The organism is Streptomyces sp. CA-249302 (assembly GCF_050936785.1).
Taxonomy (GTDB): Bacteria; Actinomycetota; Actinomycetes; order Streptomycetales; family Streptomycetaceae; genus Streptomyces.
The window spans coordinates 4,033,552-4,052,656 of record NZ_JBNJMG010000001.1; the positions used below are offsets into that span (position 1 = coordinate 4,033,552).

At 70.8% G+C, this 19,105-nt stretch carries 13 protein-coding genes; 5 read left to right on the plus strand and 8 right to left on the minus strand.

Annotated features, from left to right (window positions below; genetic code table 11):
• Nucleotides 1–33 precede the first annotated feature (33 nt).
• Nucleotides 34–822: a phosphatase gene (locus tag ACQEWB_RS18045; RefSeq protein ID WP_432832121.1), complete on the plus strand. Its 789-nt coding sequence runs from the start codon at nucleotides 34–36 to the stop codon at nucleotides 820–822.
• 1 nt (nucleotide 823) lies between these two features.
• Here ACQEWB_RS18045 and ACQEWB_RS18050 read toward each other — a convergent pair whose 3' ends face one another.
• The 5 genes from ACQEWB_RS18050 to ACQEWB_RS18070 all read right to left on the minus strand — a co-directional run bounded on the left by ACQEWB_RS18050 (nucleotide 824) and on the right by ACQEWB_RS18070 (nucleotide 5,471).
• A complete protein-coding gene (locus tag ACQEWB_RS18050; protein WP_432832123.1) occupies nucleotides 824–1,672 on the minus strand; it encodes a DUF1963 domain-containing protein in 849 nt (282 codons plus the stop codon).
• Nucleotides 1,673–1,742: 70 nt separating this feature from the next.
• Nucleotides 1,743–2,708 (minus strand): cation diffusion facilitator family transporter, encoded by a 966-nt coding sequence (locus ACQEWB_RS18055; RefSeq protein ID WP_432832125.1) that lies wholly within the window; start codon nucleotides 2,706–2,708, stop codon nucleotides 1,743–1,745.
• Between the two features lie 5 nt (nucleotides 2,709–2,713).
• On the minus strand, nucleotides 2,714–3,586 hold the full coding sequence (locus ACQEWB_RS18060; RefSeq protein WP_432832127.1) for an acyl-CoA thioesterase: 873 nt from the start codon (nucleotides 3,584–3,586) through the stop codon (nucleotides 2,714–2,716).
• Nucleotides 3,587–3,621: 35 nt separating this feature from the next.
• The gene (locus ACQEWB_RS18065) at nucleotides 3,622–4,779 is read right to left on the minus strand and encodes an acyl-CoA dehydrogenase family protein (RefSeq protein WP_432832129.1); all 1,158 of its coding nucleotides are present in this window, start codon (nucleotides 4,777–4,779) and stop codon (nucleotides 3,622–3,624) included.
• A gap of 98 nt (nucleotides 4,780–4,877) precedes the next feature.
• Entirely contained in the window at nucleotides 4,878–5,471 is a 594-nt protein-coding gene (locus ACQEWB_RS18070) for an SACE_7040 family transcriptional regulator (RefSeq protein WP_432832131.1), read from the minus strand.
• A 95-nt stretch (nucleotides 5,472–5,566) separates the two neighbouring features.
• Here ACQEWB_RS18070 and ACQEWB_RS18075 point away from each other — a divergent pair, with 95 nt between their 5' ends.
• The 4 genes from ACQEWB_RS18075 to ACQEWB_RS18090 are packed head-to-tail and all read left to right on the plus strand — an operon-like array spanning nucleotide 5,567 to nucleotide 11,207.
• Nucleotides 5,567–7,183: a carboxyl transferase domain-containing protein gene (locus ACQEWB_RS18075; protein WP_432832133.1), complete on the plus strand. Its 1,617-nt coding sequence runs from the start codon at nucleotides 5,567–5,569 to the stop codon at nucleotides 7,181–7,183.
• A 6-nt stretch (nucleotides 7,184–7,189) separates the two neighbouring features.
• Nucleotides 7,190–9,118: an acetyl/propionyl/methylcrotonyl-CoA carboxylase subunit alpha gene (locus ACQEWB_RS18080; protein ID WP_432832135.1), complete on the plus strand. Its 1,929-nt coding sequence runs from the start codon at nucleotides 7,190–7,192 to the stop codon at nucleotides 9,116–9,118.
• Nucleotides 9,115–10,038, plus strand: coding sequence for a hydroxymethylglutaryl-CoA lyase (locus ACQEWB_RS18085; protein WP_432832137.1), 924 nt, complete (start codon nucleotides 9,115–9,117; stop codon nucleotides 10,036–10,038). The genes ACQEWB_RS18080 and ACQEWB_RS18085 overlap by 4 nt, the downstream gene beginning before the upstream one ends.
• An 8-nt stretch (nucleotides 10,039–10,046) precedes the next feature.
• Complete coding sequence (locus tag ACQEWB_RS18090; protein ID WP_432832139.1) at nucleotides 10,047–11,207, plus strand: acyl-CoA dehydrogenase family protein; 1,161 nt, start codon at nucleotides 10,047–10,049, stop codon at nucleotides 11,205–11,207.
• Nucleotides 11,208–11,229: 22 nt separating this feature from the next.
• Here ACQEWB_RS18090 and ACQEWB_RS18095 read toward each other — a convergent pair whose 3' ends face one another.
• The 3 genes from ACQEWB_RS18095 to ACQEWB_RS18105 form a co-directional block, all read right to left on the minus strand.
• Nucleotides 11,230–11,631 carry a hypothetical protein gene (locus ACQEWB_RS18095; RefSeq protein WP_432832141.1) on the minus strand — a complete coding sequence of 134 codons (402 nt, stop codon included), beginning with the start codon at nucleotides 11,629–11,631 and terminating at the stop codon, nucleotides 11,230–11,232.
• Between the two features lie 19 nt (nucleotides 11,632–11,650).
• The gene (locus tag ACQEWB_RS18100; protein ID WP_432832143.1) at nucleotides 11,651–12,493 is read right to left on the minus strand and encodes a hypothetical protein; all 843 of its coding nucleotides are present in this window, start codon (nucleotides 12,491–12,493) and stop codon (nucleotides 11,651–11,653) included.
• Nucleotides 12,494–12,612: 119 nt separating this feature from the next.
• The gene (locus ACQEWB_RS18105) at nucleotides 12,613–19,053 is read right to left on the minus strand and encodes an RHS repeat domain-containing protein (protein ID WP_432832145.1); all 6,441 of its coding nucleotides are present in this window, start codon (nucleotides 19,051–19,053) and stop codon (nucleotides 12,613–12,615) included.
• Nucleotides 19,054–19,105 lie beyond the last annotated feature (52 nt).

Below are 19,105 nucleotides of genomic sequence, written 5' to 3' on the forward strand. Positions count from 1 at the left end.
ACGTGCACAGTCCGCTGCCTCACAATGGGTTTCATGCCGATACCCGGGACACCCAGCCGCGCCGAGCTCGTCGACCACCTCGTACGGACCCGCATCGCGGGCGACGTCGCGACGCCCCGCGAGAACAACCTGAACCACTACCGCAAGCTGGCGAACGGCGACCGCCACTACTGGCTCGGCCTGGAGCTCGGCGACCGCTGGAGCGACGAGCAGGACGTGCTCGCGGTGATGGCGGAGCGGGTGGGCGTGAACGACGACCCGGAGTACCGGTACGGCCAGGACACCATCGACCCCGAGCTGACGGTCGCCGCCCTGGAGCGGCTGGCCGGGCGGCTGCGCAAGGCGGCCGAGGGCCGGCAGCGGGTGCTGTTCGCCACCGGCCACCCGGGCGGCCTGCTGGACGTGCACCGGGCGACGGCGGTCGCGCTGCGGGCCGCAGGCTGCGAGATCGTGGTCATTCCGGACGGGCTGCAGACGGACGAGGGGTACGTCATGCAGTTCGCGGACGTGGCTGTCCTCGAGCACGGCGCCACGCTGTGGCACACCCACTCGGGCGAGCCGATGAAGGCCATCCTGACGGGACTTGAGCGCGAGGGCCGCCCGCTGCCGGACCTCGTCGTCGCCGACCACGGCTGGGCGGGCTACGCCGGTCAGCACGGTGTCGACTCGGTCGGTTACGCCGACTGCAACGACCCGGCGCTGTTCCTCGCCGAGGCCGAGGGGACCGTCCAGGTGACGGTCCCGCTCGACGACCACGTGGTCAGCCCCCGGTACTACGACCCGATGACGGCGTTCCTGCTGGCGGAAGCCGAACTGGGCTAGGTCAGGGATTCCAGAAGACGCTGGTGTAGGCGCGGTCGAAGCGCCGGGCGGCCAGGTCGTCGCGCTGGATCACGAAGTGGACGGAGGAGCTCTCCCAGCCCTCCACGTCCTCGCGGGCCTGCCAGTCGGCCAGGAGCACCCAGTCCGCGACGTCGTCCGAGACGGGTCCGTCCCAGTGGCCCGCCTGCGCGGCGTGGGTGACCCACTCGACCGCGGTGGCGACCGGGTCGCCGTCGATGCACTCCTCGTCGGCGTACCCGCCGAGCTGCAGCGTCCCCGCGGGGGCGATGTCGTCACGGGTGCCGTCCCAGACCGCGACGAACTCCTCGGAGCGGTCCGGTCCGGGCAGCGGCGGGCCGGGCAGCACGACCTCTTCGTGGAAGGGCAGCGACACCTGGGCCGTCATCCGCATCGGCCCCTGCGGGTACTTCGCGAACATCGCCAAGTTGTCGTCCCACTCGAAGGGGTCCCAGGCGTTCTTGTCCCGTTCGACCACGGCCGTGCCGGCGGGGAGGTACACCACGCTGCCCTGGCTGTCGTAACCGTCGCTCTCGGGGAAGGCGAAGAACAGCAGCCGGCCGTCGGGCGGCAGGGGCAGGTCCGTGGCGTCGGCGGGCAGGGCCGCGAGGTCGACGGAGCCGAGGTAGGGGTGTTTCGGGTCCGGGGTGTCGGCCGGGAGCAGCAGCGGACCGCCGAACTCGCCCACGACCGGCCCGTCCCCGTCCAGGGTCAGCGTCGCGCACGGACGGGCGGCGGCGGACAGCCACCGCTCCACGTCCTCGGCCGGTATGCCCTGCGCGATGGCCTTGTCACGAAAGGGACTTAAGCGGTCCCACGTCTCAGGAGTCATGCGCACACCGTAGAGGGGACCGGTCGCCCCAGGTGGGGATGTGCCCGCCGCGAACCCCCTGGACCGACTTTCACGGCCAGGGATTCAGCCCCTCCTCGCGCCGCTGCGCGAACCCCGGCGTCGGGTCCAGGTACACCCGGCTCACCGCGGGGTACACCTCGCGGATCCGCAGCTCGGCCTGCTCGCAGGCCCACTCGATCTGTGCCGCCGTGGACACGTCCCGGAAGTCCACCTTCGCGGCCACCAGCGCCTCCCGCGGCCCCTGCACGAGCGTCGTCAGTTCCAGTACGGCCTCGACGTGCTCGATCGCCAGCAGTTCGGCCCGGATCCGCTCCCGCATGGGCCCCGGCAGCGGCCGCCCGATGAGCAGTTCGGCGTTGGAGCGCCCCAGCACCCAGGCGACGACGAGCAGAAGCAGGCCGATGAGGAGCGAGGCGATGCCGTCCCAGACGCCGGAGCCGGTGAGCTGTCCGCCGAGCAGACCGCCGGCCGCCAGCACCAGGCCGATCAGCGCGGCCGAGTCCTCCAGCACGACGGCCTTCACGGCGGTGTCGGGGGTGTGCCGCAGATAGAGCCTGAACGGCGCCTTGAACCGGGCCGCCTCCCCGCGCGCCTGCCGCAGTCCCGTCCGCAGCGAGTAGCCCTCCAGCAGGAAGGCGACGCCGAGGACGACGTACGAGACGAGCGGATCGCCCAGCTCCTCCCCCGCGACGAGGGTGTGGATCCCGTCGTAGACCGAGAAGACCGCGCCACCGACGAAGGTGGCTACGGCGGCCAGCATGGCCCAGATGTACCGCTCGGGGCCGTAGCCCAGCGGGTGTTCCTCGTCGGCGGGCTTCTCGCTGCGCTTGAGGGCGGTGAGCAGGAGCACCTCGGTGACCGTGTCGGCGACCGAGTGCGCGGCCTCGGAGAGCATCGCGCTGGAGCCGCTGATGACGCCGGCGACCGCCTTGGCGACCGCGATCCCGAGGTTGGCGACGGCGGCGACGATCACCGTGAAGGTGCTCTCGCCGCCGCTCTCCGCTGCTGAGGTCATGCCCCTCAGTCTTCCCGAGGGACGCGCACCACGCCTTCCTGTACGACCGAGACGGCCAGCTTTCCGTCCTGCGTGTAGATCCGGGCCTGGCCCAGGCCCCGGCCGCCGTGCGCCGACGGCGACTCCTGGTCGTACAGCAGCCATTCGTCGGCGCGGAACGGGCGGTGGAACCACATCGCGTGGTCCAGCGAGGCCCCGACCACGTCACCGACCGCCCAGCCGCCGCGGCCGTGCGCGAGCAGGATCGAGTCGAGCAGGGTCATGTCGGAGACATAGGTGGCGAGGACGACGTGCAGGAGAGGGTCGTCGGCCAGTTTGCCGTTGGTGCGGAACCACACCTGCGAGTGCGGCTCGCGCGGCTCGCCGTACTTCCCGTACGGCGGCTCCTCGGCGTAGCGCAGGTCGACGGCCTCGCGGGCCTCCAGGAACCTCTCGGTGATCTCGGCCGGGAGGTGGTCGTAGCCGCGCAGCCGCTCCTGGGAGGTGGGCAGGCTGACCGGGTCGGGCGCGGGCGGCATCGGCGCCTGGTGGTCGAGGCCTTCCTCGTACGTCTGGAAGGACGCCGAGAGCGCGAAGATCGGCCGGCCGTGCTGGACCGCGACGGCCCGCCGGGTGGTGAAGGAACGGCCGTCGCGGATCCGCTCGACCGTGTACACGATGGGCGCGCCCGGGTCGCCGGGGCGCAGGAAGTACGCGTGCAGGGAGTGGGCGTGCCGGTCCGCGGGGACCGTACGCCCGGCGGCGACCAGCGCCTGGGCCGCCACCTGTCCGCCGAAGACGCGCGGGACGACGGCGGACCGCGACTGGCCGCGGAAGATGTTCTCCTCGATCTGCTCCAGGTCGAGCAGATCGAGGAGATCCTGTAGTGCCTGGCTCATGAGAACTGTTGTACCGGCCGGTAATTGCGGACGGCTTACAGACCCATGTCCTTCGCGATGATCGTCTTCATGATCTCGCTGGTGCCGCCGTAGATGCGGTTGACGCGGTTGTCCGCGTACAGGCGGGCGATCGGGTACTCGTTCATGAAGCCGTAGCCGCCGTGCAGCTGGAGGCAGCGGTCGATGACGCGGTGCGCGACCTCGGTGGTGAACAGCTTGGCGGAGGCGGCCTCGGCGGGGGTCAGCTCACCGGCGTCCAGGGCCTCCAGGGCGCGGTCGGCGACGGCCTCCGCGGCGTCCACCTCGGCCTTGCAGGCGGCCAGCTCGAACTTGGTGTTCTGGAAGGACGCGACGGTCTTGCCGAAGACGGTGCGGTCCGTGACGTACTGCTGGGCGAACCGGACGGCGGCCTTGGCCTGCGCGTAGGCGCCGAAGGCGATGCCCCAGCGCTCGGAGGCGAGGTTGTGGCCGAGGTAGTAGAAGCCCTTGTTCTCCTCGCCGAGCAGGTCCTCGACCGGCACCTTGACGTCGACGAAGGCGAGCTCGGCGGTGTCGGACGTGCGCAGGCCGAGCTTGTCGAGCTTGCGGCCGATGGAGTAGCCCTCGGACTTGGTGTCCACGGCGAAGAGGGAGATGCCGTGGCGGCGGTCCTCGGCGGTCGGCGCGGCGGTGCGGGCGCAGACGATCACGCGGTCGGCGTGCACGCCACCCGTGATGAAGGTCTTGGAGCCGTTGAGGACGTAGTGCGTGCCGTCCTCGGAGAGCTTCGCGGTGGTCTTCATGCCCGCGAGGTCGGAGCCGGTGCCCGGCTCGGTCATCGCGAGGGCCCACATCTCCTCGGCGGTGACGAACTTCTCCAGGTACCGCTTCTTCTGCTCGTCGGTGGCGAGCATCTTGATGTACGGCAGGGCGAGCAGCACGTGCACGCCGGAGCCGCCGAAGTGGACGCCCGCGCGGGCCGTCTCCTCGTACATCACGGCCTCGAACTTGTACGAGTCGATGCCGGCGCCGCCGAACTCCTCCGGCACGTTGATGCCGAAGAGGCCCAGCTCGGCGAGCTTGTAGTAGAACTCGCGCGGCGCCTGGCCGGCGGCGAACCACTCGTCGTAGACCGGTACGACCTCGGCCTCGATGAAGGCCCGGAGGGTCTCCCGGAACGCCTCGTGATCCTCGTTGAACACCGTACGACGCACCGCGCTACCTCCTGGGTCCTCTGTCTAAGCGCTTGCTCAGACTCAAAGGTACCGGCGAGTAGGCAAGGCCGTCCAGTGGCCAACCCCCGTAACGCTCGTCACGCCCCCGCGGCCGCGAAGGCGCCCCTGGCCATCCGGTGCAGCAGCTCCGCCGTGCCCGCGCGGCCCGGGAGGGAGCCCGGGCGGCCCAGGTGGGGGGTGGAGTTCAGGAGGCCGAAGACCGAGTGGACGGCCGAGCGGGCCGCCGGTTCGGCCAGGCCCGGATAGACCTCGCGGACCACCTCCACCCACAGCTCGACGTACTGCCGCTGGAGCTGCCGTACGAGCTTGCGGTCGCTGTCCCGGAGGCGGTCCAGCTCGCGGTCGTGCAGGGTGATCAGGGGGCGGTCGTCGAGCGCGAAGTCGATGTGCCCCTCGATGAGCGAGTCGAGCACCGTGTCGGCGGCGCTCCCGTCGGCCTCCTGCAGCCGCCGTTTCGCCCCCGTCAGCAGCTGCCCGCTGATGCCGACCAGCAGCTCGGCGAGCATCGCGTCCTTGCCCGCGAAGTGGCGGTAGAGACCGGGGCCGCTGATGCCGACCGCGGCACCTATCTCGTCGACGCCGACCCCGTGGAAACCGCGCTCGGCGAACAGCCGCGCGGCCTCCTTGAGGATCTGCTCGCGGCGGGTGGGGGCGTCGGTTCTGGTGGCCATGGAAGTAATTCTAGACAGGGAGGTTAGCGGTCGTTAACCTGAAGGAGATGGTTAACGCTCATTAACAGTCGACCACTGGGTGAGGGGACCGCAGGATGCACGAGGCACCGGAGCTGACGAGCGCGGCAGACCCCGCGTCGGAGGCCTGGCGGGCCAACGAGGCGGCGCACCGCGCGCTGGTCGGGGAGCTGCACGGCAAGCTGGCCGCGGCGCGCCTCGGCGGCGGCGAGAAGGCGCGGGCCAGGCACACCGCGCGCGGCAAGCTGCTGCCGCGCGACCGCGTGGACACGCTCCTCGACCCGGGCTCGCCCTTCCTGGAGCTGGCGCCCCTCGCGGCCGACGGGATGTACGACGGGGCGGCCCCGGCCGCCGGTGTGATCGCCGGGATCGGGCGGGTCAGCGGGCGCGAGTGCGTGATCGTCGCCAATGACGCGACCGTCAAGGGCGGCACGTACTACCCGATGACGGTGAAGAAGCACCTCCGGGCCCAGGAGGTGGCCCTGGAGAACCGCCTCCCCTGCGTCTACCTGGTCGACTCCGGCGGCGCCTTCCTGCCGATGCAGGACGAGGTGTTCCCGGACCGCGAGCACTTCGGGCGGATCTTCTACAACCAGGCGCGGATGTCCGGCGCCGGGATCCCGCAGGTCGCGGCGGTGCTCGGGTCGTGCACGGCGGGCGGGGCGTATGTGCCCGCGATGAGCGACGAGGCCGTGATCGTCCGCAACCAGGGGACGATCTTCCTGGGCGGGCCCCCTTTGGTGAAGGCCGCCACCGGTGAGGTGGTGACCGCCGAGGAGCTCGGCGGCGGCGAGGTCCACTCCCGCGTCTCCGGCGTCACCGACCACCTGGCCGAGGACGACGCCCACGCCCTGCGCATCGTGCGGAACATCGTCTCTACGCTCCCCGCGCGCGGACCGCTGCCCTGGGAGGTCGCGCCGGTCGCCGAGCCGAAGATGGATCCGTACGGGCTGTACGGCGCGGTGCCGGTCGACCCGCGCACCCCCTATGACGTCCGCGAGGTCATCGCGCGCGTGGTCGACGGTTCGCGTTTCGCCGAGTTCAAGGCCGAGTTCGGGCAGACCCTGGTCACCGGCTTCGCCCGGATCCACGGCCACCCGGTCGGCATCGTCGCCAACAACGGCATCCTGTTCTCCGAATCCGCCCAGAAGGGCGCCCACTTCATCGAGCTGTGCGACCAGCGCGGCATCCCGCTCCTCTTCCTCCAGAACATCTCCGGCTTCATGGTCGGCAAGGACTACGAGGCGGGCGGCATCGCCAAGCACGGCGCCAAGATGGTGACGGCGGTCGCCTGCACGCGCGTGCCGAAGCTGACGGTGGTGGTCGGCGGCTCGTACGGCGCGGGCAACTACTCGATGTGCGGCCGCGCCTACTCCCCCCGCTTCCTGTGGATGTGGCCCGGCGCCAAGATCTCCGTCATGGGCGGCGAACAGGCCGCGTCCGTCCTCGCGACCGTCAAGCGCGACCAGTTGGAGGGGCGTGGGGACTCCTGGCCGGCGGACGAGGAAGAGGCCTTCAAGGCGCCGATCCGCCGGCAGTACGAGCGCCAGGGCAACGCCTACTACGCGACGGCCCGCCTCTGGGACGACGGGGTCATCGACCCGCTGGAGACCCGCCAGGTGCTGGGTCTCGCACTGACCGCCTGTGCCAACGCGCCACTGAGTGAGCCTCAGTTCGGCGTCTTCCGGATGTGAGGGCCGATGTTCGACACAGTGCTGGTCGCCAACCGCGGTGAGATCGCCGTCCGTGTGATCCGTACGCTCCGCTCGCTGGGCGTGCGCTCGGTGGCCGTCTTCTCCGACGCGGACGCGGACGCCCGGCACGTCCGGGAGGCCGACACGGCGGTACGGATCGGTCCGGCGCCGGCGGCCGAGAGCTATCTGTCGGTGGAGCGGCTGCTGGAGGCGGCGGCCCGCACCGGCGCCCAGGCGGTGCACCCGGGATACGGCTTCCTCGCCGAGAACGCCGGCTTCGCGCGTGCCTGCGCCGACGCCGGACTGGTCTTCATCGGGCCGCCCGCCGAGGCCATCTCCCTGATGGGCGACAAGATCCGGGCCAAGGAGACGGTGGAGGCGGCCGGGGTGCCGGTCGTGCCGGGCGGCCGTGACCCGGAACTGGAGCGGGCGGCCCGCGAGTTGGGCGCACCGGTGCTGCTCAAGCCGTCGGCCGGCGGTGGCGGCAAGGGCATGCGGCTGGTCCGGGACCTCGCCGTGCTGTCCGAGGAGATCGCCGCCGCCCGCCGCGAGGCCCGCGCCTCCTTCGGCGACGACACGCTCCTCGTGGAGCGGTGGGTGGACCGGCCCCGGCACATCGAGATCCAGGTGCTGGCCGACGGCCACGGGAACGTCGTCCACCTCGGCGAGCGCGAGTGCTCGCTGCAACGCCGGCACCAGAAGATCATCGAGGAGGCGCCGAGCGTGCTCCTCGACGAGGGGACCAGGGCCGCCATGGGCGAGGCCGCCGTCCAGGCCGCCCGCTCCTGCGGGTACCGGGGCGCGGGCACGGTGGAGTTCATCGTCCCCGGCGGCGACCCGTCGTCGTACTACTTCATGGAGATGAACACGCGGCTCCAGGTGGAGCATCCGGTCACCGAGCTGATCACCGGCCTCGACCTGGTGGAGTGGCAGCTGCGAGTGGCGGCGGGTGAGCGACTGCCTTACCAGCAGGGCGACATCAGCCTCACCGGGCACGCCATCGAGGCACGCGTGTGTGCCGAGACTGTGTCCATCAAAGAGGGCGCGCGTGGATTCCTCCCCTCCGGCGGCACGGTGCTGCGGCTGCACGAGCCGCAGGGCGACGGGGTGCGCACCGACTCCGGGCTCAGCGAGGGCACCGAGGTCGGTTCGCTGTACGACCCGATGCTGTCCAAGGTGATCGCGTACGGGCCGGACCGGGAGACGGCGATCCGGAAGCTGCGGGCCGCGCTCGCGGAGACGGTGACGCTGGGCGTGCAGACGAACGCCGGCTTCCTGCGACGGCTGCTCGCCCATCCGGCGGTCGTGGCGGGCGAGTTGGACACCGGGCTGGTGGAGCGGGAGGTCGACGGGCTGGTCTCCACGGACGTACCGGAGGAGGTGTACGAGGCTGCGGCGGCCGTACGGCTGGACGGGTTGAGGCCGCGCGACAGTGGCTGGGTCGACCCCTTCTCGGTGCCGAGCGGCTGGCGGCTGGGGGGTGTTCCCCGGGCGGTCGGATTCCATCTGCGTGTGCAGGATCCGGTCGAGTACGTGCCACGCGGCACCCACGCCGTCACCCCCGACGGCGTCTCCGTCACCCTCGACGGCGTCCGGCACACCTTCCACCGGGCCGCCGACTGGATCGGGCGGGACGGTGACGCCTGGCAGGTGCGGGACCACGACCCGGTCGCCGCGTCCCTCACCGGCGCGGGGCATGCGGGGGCCGACTCGCTGACCGCACCGATGCCGGGGACGGTGACCGTGGTGAAGGTGGCCGTGGGGGACGAAGTGGCCGCCGGGCAGAGCCTGTTGGTGGTCGAGGCGATGAAGATGGAGCACGTCGTCTCCGCCCCGCACGCGGGCACCGTCGCCGAGCTGGACGTCACGCCCGGGACGACGGTCGCCATGGACCAGGTGCTCGCCGTCATCGCGGCAGCGGAGGAGGACCAGTGACACTGCCCATGGTCGTACCGGCCCCGGACCTGCCCGCGCGGGTACGGATCCACGAGGTCGGCGCGCGGGACGGTCTGCAGAACGAGAAGTCGACCGTACCGACGGAGGTGAAGGCGGAGTTCGTGCGGCGGCTGGCGGATGCCGGACTGACCACGATCGAGGCGACGAGCTTCGTACACCCGAAGTGGGTGCCCCAACTCGCCGACGCCGAGGACCTGTTCCCGCAGATCACCGGCCTTCCCGTCGACCTTCCGGTGCTGGTGCCGAACGAGCGCGGGCTGGACCGTGCCCTCGCCCTCGGCGCCCGCCGGGTCGCCGTCTTCGCCAGCGCCACCGAGTCCTTCGCCAAGGCCAACCTCAACCGGACCGTGGACGAGGCGCTGGCCATGTTCGAGCCGGTGGTCGGCCGGGCGAAGGCGGCCGGCGGGCATGTCCGCGGCTATCTGTCCATGTGCTTCGGCGACCCGTGGGAGGGGGCGGTCCCGGTCCCCCAGGTGGTGCGGGTCTGCCGGGCGCTGCTGGACATGGGCTGCGACGAGCTGAGCCTCGGCGACACGATCGGGGTGGCGACACCGGGTCACGTACAGGCCCTGCTGACCGAACTGGACGTACCCGTCGAGAAGTTGGGCGTGCACTTCCACGACACCTACGGCCAGGCGCTCGCCAACACCCTGGCCGCCCTCCAGCACGGCGTCACCACGGTCGACGCCTCCGCCGGCGGCCTCGGCGGCTGCCCGTACGCCAAGTCCGCCACCGGCAATCTCGCCACCGAGGACCTCGTGTGGATGCTTCAGGGTCTCGGCATCGACACCGGAGTCGACCTCGGCCGTCTCGTCGCCACCAGCGTGTGGATGGCCGAACAACTGGGCCGACCCAGCCCGTCCCGCACCGTCCGAGCCCTCTCCCACCAGGAGCAGTGATCACCGCCATGGACTACCGACTCTCCCCCGAGCTGGAGGAACTCCGGCGCACCGTCGAGGAGTTCGCGCACGACGTCGTGGCTCCCAAGATCGGCGAGTTCTACGAGCACCACGAGTTCCCTTACGAGATCGTCCGCGAGATGGGCCGCATGGGCCTGTTCGGGCTGCCGTTCCCCGAGGAGTACGGCGGTATGGGCGGCGACTATCTGGCGCTGGGCGTGGCCCTGGAGGAACTGGCCCGGGTCGACTCGTCCGTCGCCATCACCCTGGAGGCGGGGGTGTCGCTGGGCGCGATGCCGATCCACCTCTTCGGCACGGAGGAACAGAAGCAGGAGTGGCTCCCGCGCCTGTGTACGGGCGAGATCCTGGGGGCCTTCGGCCTGACCGAGCCGGACGGCGGCAGCGACGCGGGGGCGACCCGCACCACGGCCCGCCTGGACGAGTCGACGGACGAGTGGGTGATCAACGGCACCAAGTGCTTCATCACCAACTCGGGCACGGACATCACGGGGTTGGTGACGGTCACGGCGGTGACCGGCCGGGGGCCCGACGGCAAGCCCCTCATCTCCTCGATCATCGTCCCGTCCGGCACACCGGGGTTCTCGGTGGCGGCGCCGTACTCGAAGGTCGGCTGGAACGCGTCCGACACCCGCGAGCTGTCCTTCTCGGACGTCCGGGTCCCGGCGGCGAACCTGCTGGGCGAACTCGGCCGCGGCTACGCCCAGTTCCTGCGCATCCTCGACGAGGGCCGGATCGCGATCGCGGCCCTCTCGACGGGCCTGGCCCAGGGCTGCGTGGACGAGTCGGTGAAGTACGCCAAGGAACGGCACGCCTTCGGGCGGCCCATCGGCGCCAACCAGGCCATCCAGTTCAAGATCGCCGACATGGAGATGAAGGCCCACACGGCCCGCCTCGCCTGGCGCGACGCGGCCGCCCGCCTGGTGACGGGCGCCCCCTTCAAGAAGGAGGCGGCCCTGGCGAAGCTGTACTCGTCGACGATCGCGGTGGACAACGCCCGCGACGCCACCCAGATCCACGGCGGCTACGGCTTCATGAACGAGTACCCGGTGGCCCGGATGTGGCGCGACTCGAAGATCCTGGAGATCGGGGAGGGCACGAGCGAGGTGCAACGGATGCTGATCGCACGGGAGTTGGGGCTGGTGGGCTGACCGGCCGGACCGGACGGCACCGTCACTCGGCCGGTCCGATGCCCAGCTGGTCCAGCATCCGGAAGAACAGCTCCTCCGCGAAGTCGCTGTCCTCCTCCGCGAACGTCGCGAGGAGGCCCGCGGGGTCCGGGGTGAGGCCGGCTTCGCGGGCCCAGGTGGCTGCCGTTCGTGCGGCCGGGGCCGGGGGGAACTCGGTACGGAACCGCCTCCTCGGTGGCTCCGATACACGAAACTCCCAACTCGGCAGGGGCACCATCCAGAAGCTCACCTCGAAGACGGACTTCTCGGGATCCACCGCATCCGCGTCGATGTGCAGGAACGCGTGATCGCCGTTCGGCGCGGCCCGCCGGAAGATCCTGCTCTTCTTCGCGAAGCCCGCTGCCCTCGTGACCGGGGCCACGTGCTCCCGGATGAGCGTGTCCAAGGGGTTCACCTGATACGCCTCAGACCCCGCTCGCGTCCTCGAACACCACACGGAGGTACTCGCGGGCGGGGTCGTCCTGCGGGATGCCCGGTGGGAGTACGGGGGCGAGGGCACGGAAGACCTGGCGCATGGCCCGGTCGTCGTACCCGGCGAGCGTCCCGGTCGCTTGCAGCAGCAGGCCGCCGCCCCGCAGTTCCCGTACGGCGTGGAAGGCGCCGGTCGCGGTGAGGCGCGGGGCGCCGCCGAGGCGGGCGTCGAGTTCGGCGGGCACGACGGTGATCCAGGAGTAGCCGCGCAGGTAGGTGCGGGACTCCTGGAGGTACCTGCGGTGGGTCCGCCGCAGCGCCGCCTCCAGGTCGGGGGTGTCGTGGAAGTTCAGGTGGTCGACGCGGGCGAAGACGGGATTCGCGCCGTCGAGGGCGGTGACCAGGAAGTCGACGAGGCGGGCGCAGAAGGCGGGGTCGGAGATCCGGTCCCCGGCCAGGAGGGCCGCGGACAGCTCGGTGTGCGTACCGCCGCGGCCCCGGTGCTGGCTGCCCACGCGCCCGAAGTCGTCGACCCATTCCTCCTCGTCCACCGACGACTCGTGGAAGCCGGCACTCGCGTAGAAGGGGTGCGTACGCAAGGCTTCCGCGAGCGTCGTCCAGTTCAGCCGGACGTCCTTGAGCCGGGTCTCCTCCTCGCCGCTGATCGCCTGGGTGACGGCCGCGTAGGAGCCCATGGTCTCCTTCGCCTCGCCCGAGAAGAAGGAGTCGATCGCGGTGCGGAACCAGTGGACGACGAGGTCCCCGCGCGGTGCGGGCGCCCGTTCGTCCAACGTGGCCCAGATGGTCACGTCCATGCTGGGTGCCTCTTCATTCATCGCGGCCTTCCCCTTCTCCCGTCGTCTCAGACCCTAGTGGGCGCCTTGTCAGGCGAAGGCCCCGCCCGTCAGGCCGTTGAAGATGAATCCGACCGTGAACAGCACACCGGTGAAGACCATCACTCCCGCTCCGGCCTTCTGCGCGCCCGGCGACACTTCGAAGCCGCCCGCCGCCCCGCCCGCCGAGGCCACCCCGGTCGGGCCCGGCGCCGGTTCCAGAGCCGGGGCGTCGACCGTGCCCGGTGCGGGTTCCTCGACCGGTGCCGCGGTGCTCGCGGTGGGCTTGGGGTGGGGCTGGGGCCGGGCCTGGGCGTGGGATTGTCGCGGTTCTTGCGGCCGTAGAAGCGCATGCCGGGGTACTCCGCCTTGGACCAGACGTTCACGATGCCCTCCCGGGACGCCGCCCGGCCGGAGAGCAGGCCTGGGCCGCGCTCCACGGTCCGGTCGTCGCCCTGGTCCTCCAGGTAGTCGGACATACCCTCGACATACCTGGTCAGGTCCTTGGGCCCGTCGGTCTTGCCGTAGTCGTTGCCCGGCTTGACCTCCCAGATGTACACCTTGTCCTTCGTCCACAGGATGACGTCCGCGGCACCGTCGTTGCCGGTGTTGTTGCCGCTCGCGCCCGGGACGGTGTTGGCGGTGGTGCCGCCGTCGCCCACGTCCACCGTGACGTAGCCCTCGACCTTGTACTCCATGGCCCACACCTGCGCCGCGTACCCGGACTGGCAGACGGCGGCGTCGTGGCCGCTCATGTGGAAGGTCAGGGCGCAGGCGGAGCCGACGTTGCTCTTGCCGCCGTTGCGGACGACCGTCTTGCCGCTGTTGCCCTTGCCGTTGCTGCCGGAGCCGGACGAGGAGGCCTTCTTGTTGTGCGTGACGGGCATGCCGCCCCGGCACTCGATCAGACCTTCCGCGCACTCCATGAGCTGCTCGCCACTCGGGTCGGAGAAGGAGACCGGGTTGTTCGCGGCGTACGTGTAGCCGTTGAGGGTCTGCGGCTTGTCGGCCTCCAGGAGCGGGTCGGCGCTGATGAAGCGGCCGGTCGACGGGTCGTACTCGCGGGCGCCGATATGCGTCAGGCCGGTGCTCGCGTCCGCCGTCTTGCCGAGGAACGCCTTGTCGTCGGGCCAGCTGCCGGTCCCGCCGGAGCGGGTCGCGCCGAAGGGTGTGGTGTAGCGCTTGGTGACGGCCTGGGTCGAGGAGTCGAGCGCGACGCTGGAGGTGCCGTGCTGGTCGGCGGCGAGCCAGCACAGGGTGTCGGTGCCGGTCTTGTTGCTGCGCAGGGCGACCGCGTCGCCGTCGAAGCCGTAGTAGCGCTGGGCCCAGTACTTGCCGGTGGTGTTGTCGAGGTGGACCTCGGTCGTGCCCAGGTAGAGGACGGTCTCGCCGGACGCGTTGCGGCGGATGAGCAGGTTGCCGTCGGCGTCGTACACGTACCCGGTGGTGGCGGTACCCTCCTTCAGCTCGGCGAGCTTGCCTTCGGGCGACCAGGCGAGGGACTGGGTGGCGGTGCCGTCGGGACGGCCGGTGGTGTTGCCCGCGGTGTCGTAGCCGTAGACGGGGGTGACGCCGGTGCAGGAGGCCGCCGTGGTGGTCGCGTTGAGGGCGTGCGGCTGAGTGGCGCTGTAGCAGTAGGTCTTCGTCGTGGTGGCGGTCGTCGTGTGGGTTGTCTCGGTGGCGCGCAGTCCGGAGTCCGTGTAGGTGTACGACGTCCAGTACGGGCTCGGCCCGCCCAGCCCGGACGTGGTCCGAGTCGCCGTGCAGTCGCCGCCGGCCGGCGTCCAGGCCTCGGTCAGGCGGCGGTGGCCGTCGTAGGCGAAGCACTGGTTGTCCGCCGCCGAGGTGCCGCCCAGGGTCGTCGGGTCCTTGATGGAGGTGACGTTGCCGGTGTCGTCGTAGGCGTAGTTGAGCTCCTGGAGCTCGTAGCCGTGGGTCTGGTCGGTCAGCACTGCCTGGGTGAGCCGGCCCGTGCCCTCCTCGTAGGTGTTGGTGAGGTACGCCTTCTTGGTGCCGGTCGCGGTGGAGGTGCCCAGGGTGAGCTGTTCGGTCTCGCCCAGGGCGGAGTAACTGACGCCCAGGACATAGCCGCTGGCGCCGGAGAGGCTGGTCGGCAGGCCGATCCCGTTGAACTCGGAGGTGACCTTCTCGGCCGCGAGGCCGCCCGCGGCGGGCTCGTTGATGTACTGCTGGGTGCCGTCGATGTTGTAGTACGTCGAGAAGTCCAGCGTGTCCTTGACCGCGCCCGAGGTGACCAGGGCGTCGCTCGACGGCAGCACCAACTGGGTCGCTGTGGCGTGGTAGTTGGCGTCGTAGGCTGTGACCTTCTTGGTGTAGGCGGCGCCGCCCACGCCGCTCACGTAGCGGGTCGTCGAGTCCAGCTGGCCCTTGGCGAGGGTGTCGTAGGCCCAGGCGGTCAGCTTGTTGGCGTCGGTCTTGGAGCCCGTCCACTCCCCGGTCTTGCGGCCGAGGACGTCATACTCGTACAGCAGTGAGGTGTTGCGCGAGTCGGTGACCTTGGAGACCTGGTCCAGGGCCGTGTACTCGGTGCTCGTCTTCCCCTTGTCGGGGTCGGTGGCGGTGGCCTGACGGCCGTAGAGGTCGTAGCCGTAGCTCCACTTGGCCTTGTCGGGCCCGGTCACCGTGGACTGCTTGCCGTCGAGGGTGTACGTGAACCTGGTGCTGGTGTAGGGGGCGCCGCTGCTCGCGCCGTAGTCGGTGTCGGAGGTGGCGGTGCCGGCGTACTCACGGCGCTCGACGGTACGGCCGAGGGCGTCGGTGATGTCACGGGTGGCGGAGCCGCCGGACAGGGCGGTGACGGCGGTGGAGTCACCGGTGTAACTGGTCGTGGTCGACCAGCGCTTGACGCCGTAGACGTAGAGAGTGCTGTCGATGGGGCGGCCGGCCGCGTCGAAGGCGGTCTCGGTCTGCTTGGGGGACTCGCCGTACTCGGCGCGGGTGTAGGTGCCGGTCGGCGTGTGGTCCTGGTCGAAGATGTCCGCGTACGTCTCGTAGACCAGGCCCCGGTTGTCGTAGCGGGTGTCGGTCAGCAGACGGCCGCCGAGCGCGGTGGGCGACTGGACCTGCAGGGTACGCAGCAGCGAGTCGTACACCGTGTAGCTGGTGTTGTAGGTGTCGCCGTCCGCCTTGAGCGTGCCGGTCGAGGTCCAGGACGGTTTGTCGCTGGTCACCGAGTAGTCGTACGTGTAGCTGGCGCTCTGGCCGCCGGAGTGGGAGCGGTTGGGCAGCCACACGGCGGTGGTGCGGCCGAGGGCGTCGTACGCCGTCTCGGTGAGCTTGGTGTTGACGTCGTAGACCTTGGTGATCTGGCCGCTCGCCGGATCGTGGTAGGTGTACGACTTCTGCGTCTTGGGGTTGGTCACGACCATCCGGGTCAGCGGTCCCGCCGTGGTGGGCGTGTAGGCGACGGTGGTGGTGTTCTTGCCGGCGTCGGTGGTGCTCACCACCCGGCCCAGGCTGTCGAAGCCGCTCGTGCCGGTGGTCTGCCAGGCGGTCGGGTTGCGCTCGCCGCCCGTGGCGGTGGCCGGGTAGGCGGAGGCCCGGCCGGCCCAGGTCTTCAGGCCCTTGGTGGGGGTCTGGCTCGCGCTCCACGCGGTCGCCGACGTGTTGTCGTAGTAGCTCGCCGTGTCCGACAGGACGTCGCCGCGGGTGGCGGACGAGGTGGGCAGGGACAGCGAGGTCTCGCCGACCGAGCAGGCGCGGGCGAGAGAACGGGTGCGGGAGACCAGGGAGTTGATGCCGACGGAGTCGTTGCGGGCATACCAGGTGCGGGTACAGGTCTCGTCGCCGCTCTTGGCGGTGTCACCGGCGTCGTCGACGGTGGCGGCCATGCCGTAGTCGTCGTAGCTGGTGGCGGTGGTGCGGGTGCGCCAGCCGGCGGTCGCCGTCAGATAGGTGTGGGTGTACGTCTTCGCGGTGCGGACGTAGTAGGCCTCGCTGTCGGCGTACGACTTGTGCTGGGTGGCGGTCTTCTTCGACCAGGGGTCGTTGACGGTGACGGTCACCGGGGTCGTGCCGTTGTAGGCGATCTGCTCGCGCAGCATCCCGGAGTACTGCTCGGTGTCCGTCTGGTCGGGCACGTCGAGGCCGGTGAAGCCGATGCCCTTGACGGTCGCGGTGCGGCGTGCGTCGGGGTCCGGCTTGCCGTCGGAGCCCAGCAGCCGGTCGCCGTTCATGCCCTGCTGGTACACGGAGACGGTCTTGGTCGCGGAGGCGCCGACGCCCTTGGTGGTGGTCACCTTGCCGTAGCCGCGCCAGATGGACCAGGTGCGCTCGTCGGCGGAGACCAGCGGGTTCTCGTTGTAGCGCCAGGCCGGGTCGGAGTAGCTGTAGGAGGTCTCCACGGCGTCGTTGTGACCGGTCGGGTCGGAGACGGTGACGGCGAGGACCCGGTACTTGTGGAACCAGTCGATGCTCGACTCGCTCGCGCCGTTGATGCCCCAGTACTGGGGGTAGCAGGACTTGGCGTTGTCGTCCTCGGCGGCCGGCATGTTCGAGCCGCGCACGCACTCCGGCTCGGAGAGGGTGACGCGGGTGATGGAGCCGGTCTCCGAGGTGATGCTCTCGATGCGGGGGCGGGACAGCGGGAGGATGTCGTCGGTGGCGTCGACCCGGTTCTCCCGCATCTGGTAGGTGAAGGAGATCGGGTCGAGGGAGATGGCGGTGCCGTTCTTGCCGGTCCGCTTGATGCTCTTCAGAGTGAGGGTCTGGTCGGTGCTGTCGCCGATGTCGCCGCCGTCCAGGTACTGCTGGGTGAACGCCCAGGTGTCGACCGGGGTGAAGGCGCTCGTGGTCGCCGACCAGGCCCAGGTGTCGACCTGGGTGAGCCGCTTGCGGGTGAAGAAGGCCGGGCTGTGCGCGTCGCAGTCGGCGTCCTTCTTGCAGATCGCGTCGTAGGGCACGTCCGGCCAGTTCGGCGCGGTGGAGTCCTTGAGCTCGGAGCAGTCGGCAGCGGTGCAGCGCTCCTCGTAGGTGAAGGTCACCTTGTCGGAGGTGACGCCGGTGAACAGGGTGTCCTTGTTCTGGCCGTAGAGGATCTTGTCCAGGTGGCCGCCGCGGACGTACTCGGTGGTGGCGGTGGCGGCGCCGTTCTTGCCGTAGGCGTTGGTCTCCTTGGTGTACCAGTAGCTGGCCGCGTTGCCGCTGGTGTCCTCGACGTAGTCGAGGTTCCAGCGCCAGGCCTGGGTGGCGGCCCGGTCGGCGAAGGCGGAGCCCTGGTCGTAGCCGGGTTCGCCGGAGTCGTCGCCGTAGACGGGCACGGTCCACACCGAGTCGGTGCGCTCGGTGCCGGCGCCCGCGAGCTTGTCCAGGCCGAAGACGTACTTGGTGCCGTCGCCGGTGACGACGGTCCAGTACTCGCCGTCGCCGTCGCCGTTGTCGGCGCCGGTGGAGTGAGTGACGGTGGAGGCGTCGTCGTTGGCCAGCCGCCACACGCCGGTGGTGTCGTCCTTGACCAGCTCACTGGACTTGCCTTCGAGGACGAGCGAGGCGTTGTCGTACTTCCAGCACAGGTCGTGCTTGTCGTCCTGGCCGTCCTTGTCGCAACTGCCGTACGACCGCTCGACGTAGGAGCTCGCCGACAGGTCGAAGCCCTCACCGATCGTCGTCGTCTGGTTGTTGGTGGAGGCGGTGCGGCCGTCGATGCTTCCTGAGTCGTACGACAGCTGCAGCGAGGGCGCGGGGCCGGCGGCGGCGGGCGGCACGCTCATCGGGTACGACCAGGAGAACGAGCCGGCGCTGCCGCCCGCCTCCCAGGTGGAGGACGAGGAGAGCGGGGTCGCGGTGTAGGTGCCGGCCCCGGAGGGGGACGTCGTGGAGGTGGCGGCGAGGGCGAGGACGGAGGCGCTCGCGGCCATCGGGACGTCGGCGGAGACGGTCTGCTTCCGGGCGTCGTTGTCCGAGGCCACGGGGGTGCCGGTACGGCAGGCCGCCTTCTCCGGCGTCGTCAGCGCGCACTCCGGCAGCCGCACCAGCCCCATCCGCCCCGACCACCCACCCCCGTAGGCCGAGGCGAACTGCGAGTAGTCCAGGGTGAGACGGGCGCGGCCGGGCTTTGTGGCGGTCGCGGTGAGGAGTACGCCCTTGATGCCCGCGGCGGCGGTGGACTTGCGGTCCAGTACGCGGATCGTGGCGTCGCCGGCGGCCACGTTGCCCACGCTGCCGCGGGCGACCGTGACCGGCAGTCCGCCCGGCTTCGTCGTCGCGCGGCCCGACCGGGTGCCGGGTACAGCGACGGTCGTCCGGGCCGGCTTCGGCCAGGCGGAGTGCTGTTCGACGGTGGCGCGGCGGGCCTGAGTGGCGTTTTTCTGGCGTGCGGTGGCGACGGCGGCGCGGGCCTTGGCGGCGCCAAGGCCGGTGACCGCCCGGACGTCGCTGTCCCGTTGCTCGGGGAGGTCGGGGCGTCCCAGGCCGCCCGTCGCGGCGCTCGCCGGCTGTACGGCGGCGGTGGGCAGTGCGCCGGTGGCCAGTGCGACGGCCAGCGTCACCACGATCCCCGCGCGTCTGCCGCGCAGCCAACGAACCACTCTCGTACCGGTGTTCACGACATACCCCTGTCAAGGCACGGCCGCGGGCGCGGCCACGGAGGGAAAGGAG

Coding starts and splice junctions, on each gene's coding strand:
- ACQEWB_RS18045 (WP_432832121.1), top strand. CDS start 34: ATGCCGATACCCGGGACACCCAGCCGCGCCGAGCTCGTCGACCACCTC.
- ACQEWB_RS18050 (WP_432832123.1), bottom strand. CDS start 1,672: ATGACTCCTGAGACGTGGGACCGCTTAAGTCCCTTTCGTGACAAGGCC.
- ACQEWB_RS18055 (WP_432832125.1), bottom strand. CDS start 2,708: ATGACCTCAGCAGCGGAGAGCGGCGGCGAGAGCACCTTCACGGTGATC.
- ACQEWB_RS18060 (WP_432832127.1), bottom strand. CDS start 3,586: ATGAGCCAGGCACTACAGGATCTCCTCGATCTGCTCGACCTGGAGCAG.
- ACQEWB_RS18070 (WP_432832131.1), bottom strand. CDS start 5,471: ATGGCCACCAGAACCGACGCCCCCACCCGCCGCGAGCAGATCCTCAAG.
- ACQEWB_RS18075 (WP_432832133.1), top strand. CDS start 5,567: ATGCACGAGGCACCGGAGCTGACGAGCGCGGCAGACCCCGCGTCGGAG.
- ACQEWB_RS18080 (WP_432832135.1), top strand. CDS start 7,190: ATGTTCGACACAGTGCTGGTCGCCAACCGCGGTGAGATCGCCGTCCGT.
- ACQEWB_RS18090 (WP_432832139.1), top strand. CDS start 10,047: ATGGACTACCGACTCTCCCCCGAGCTGGAGGAACTCCGGCGCACCGTC.
- ACQEWB_RS18100 (WP_432832143.1), bottom strand. CDS start 12,493: ATGAATGAAGAGGCACCCAGCATGGACGTGACCATCTGGGCCACGTTG.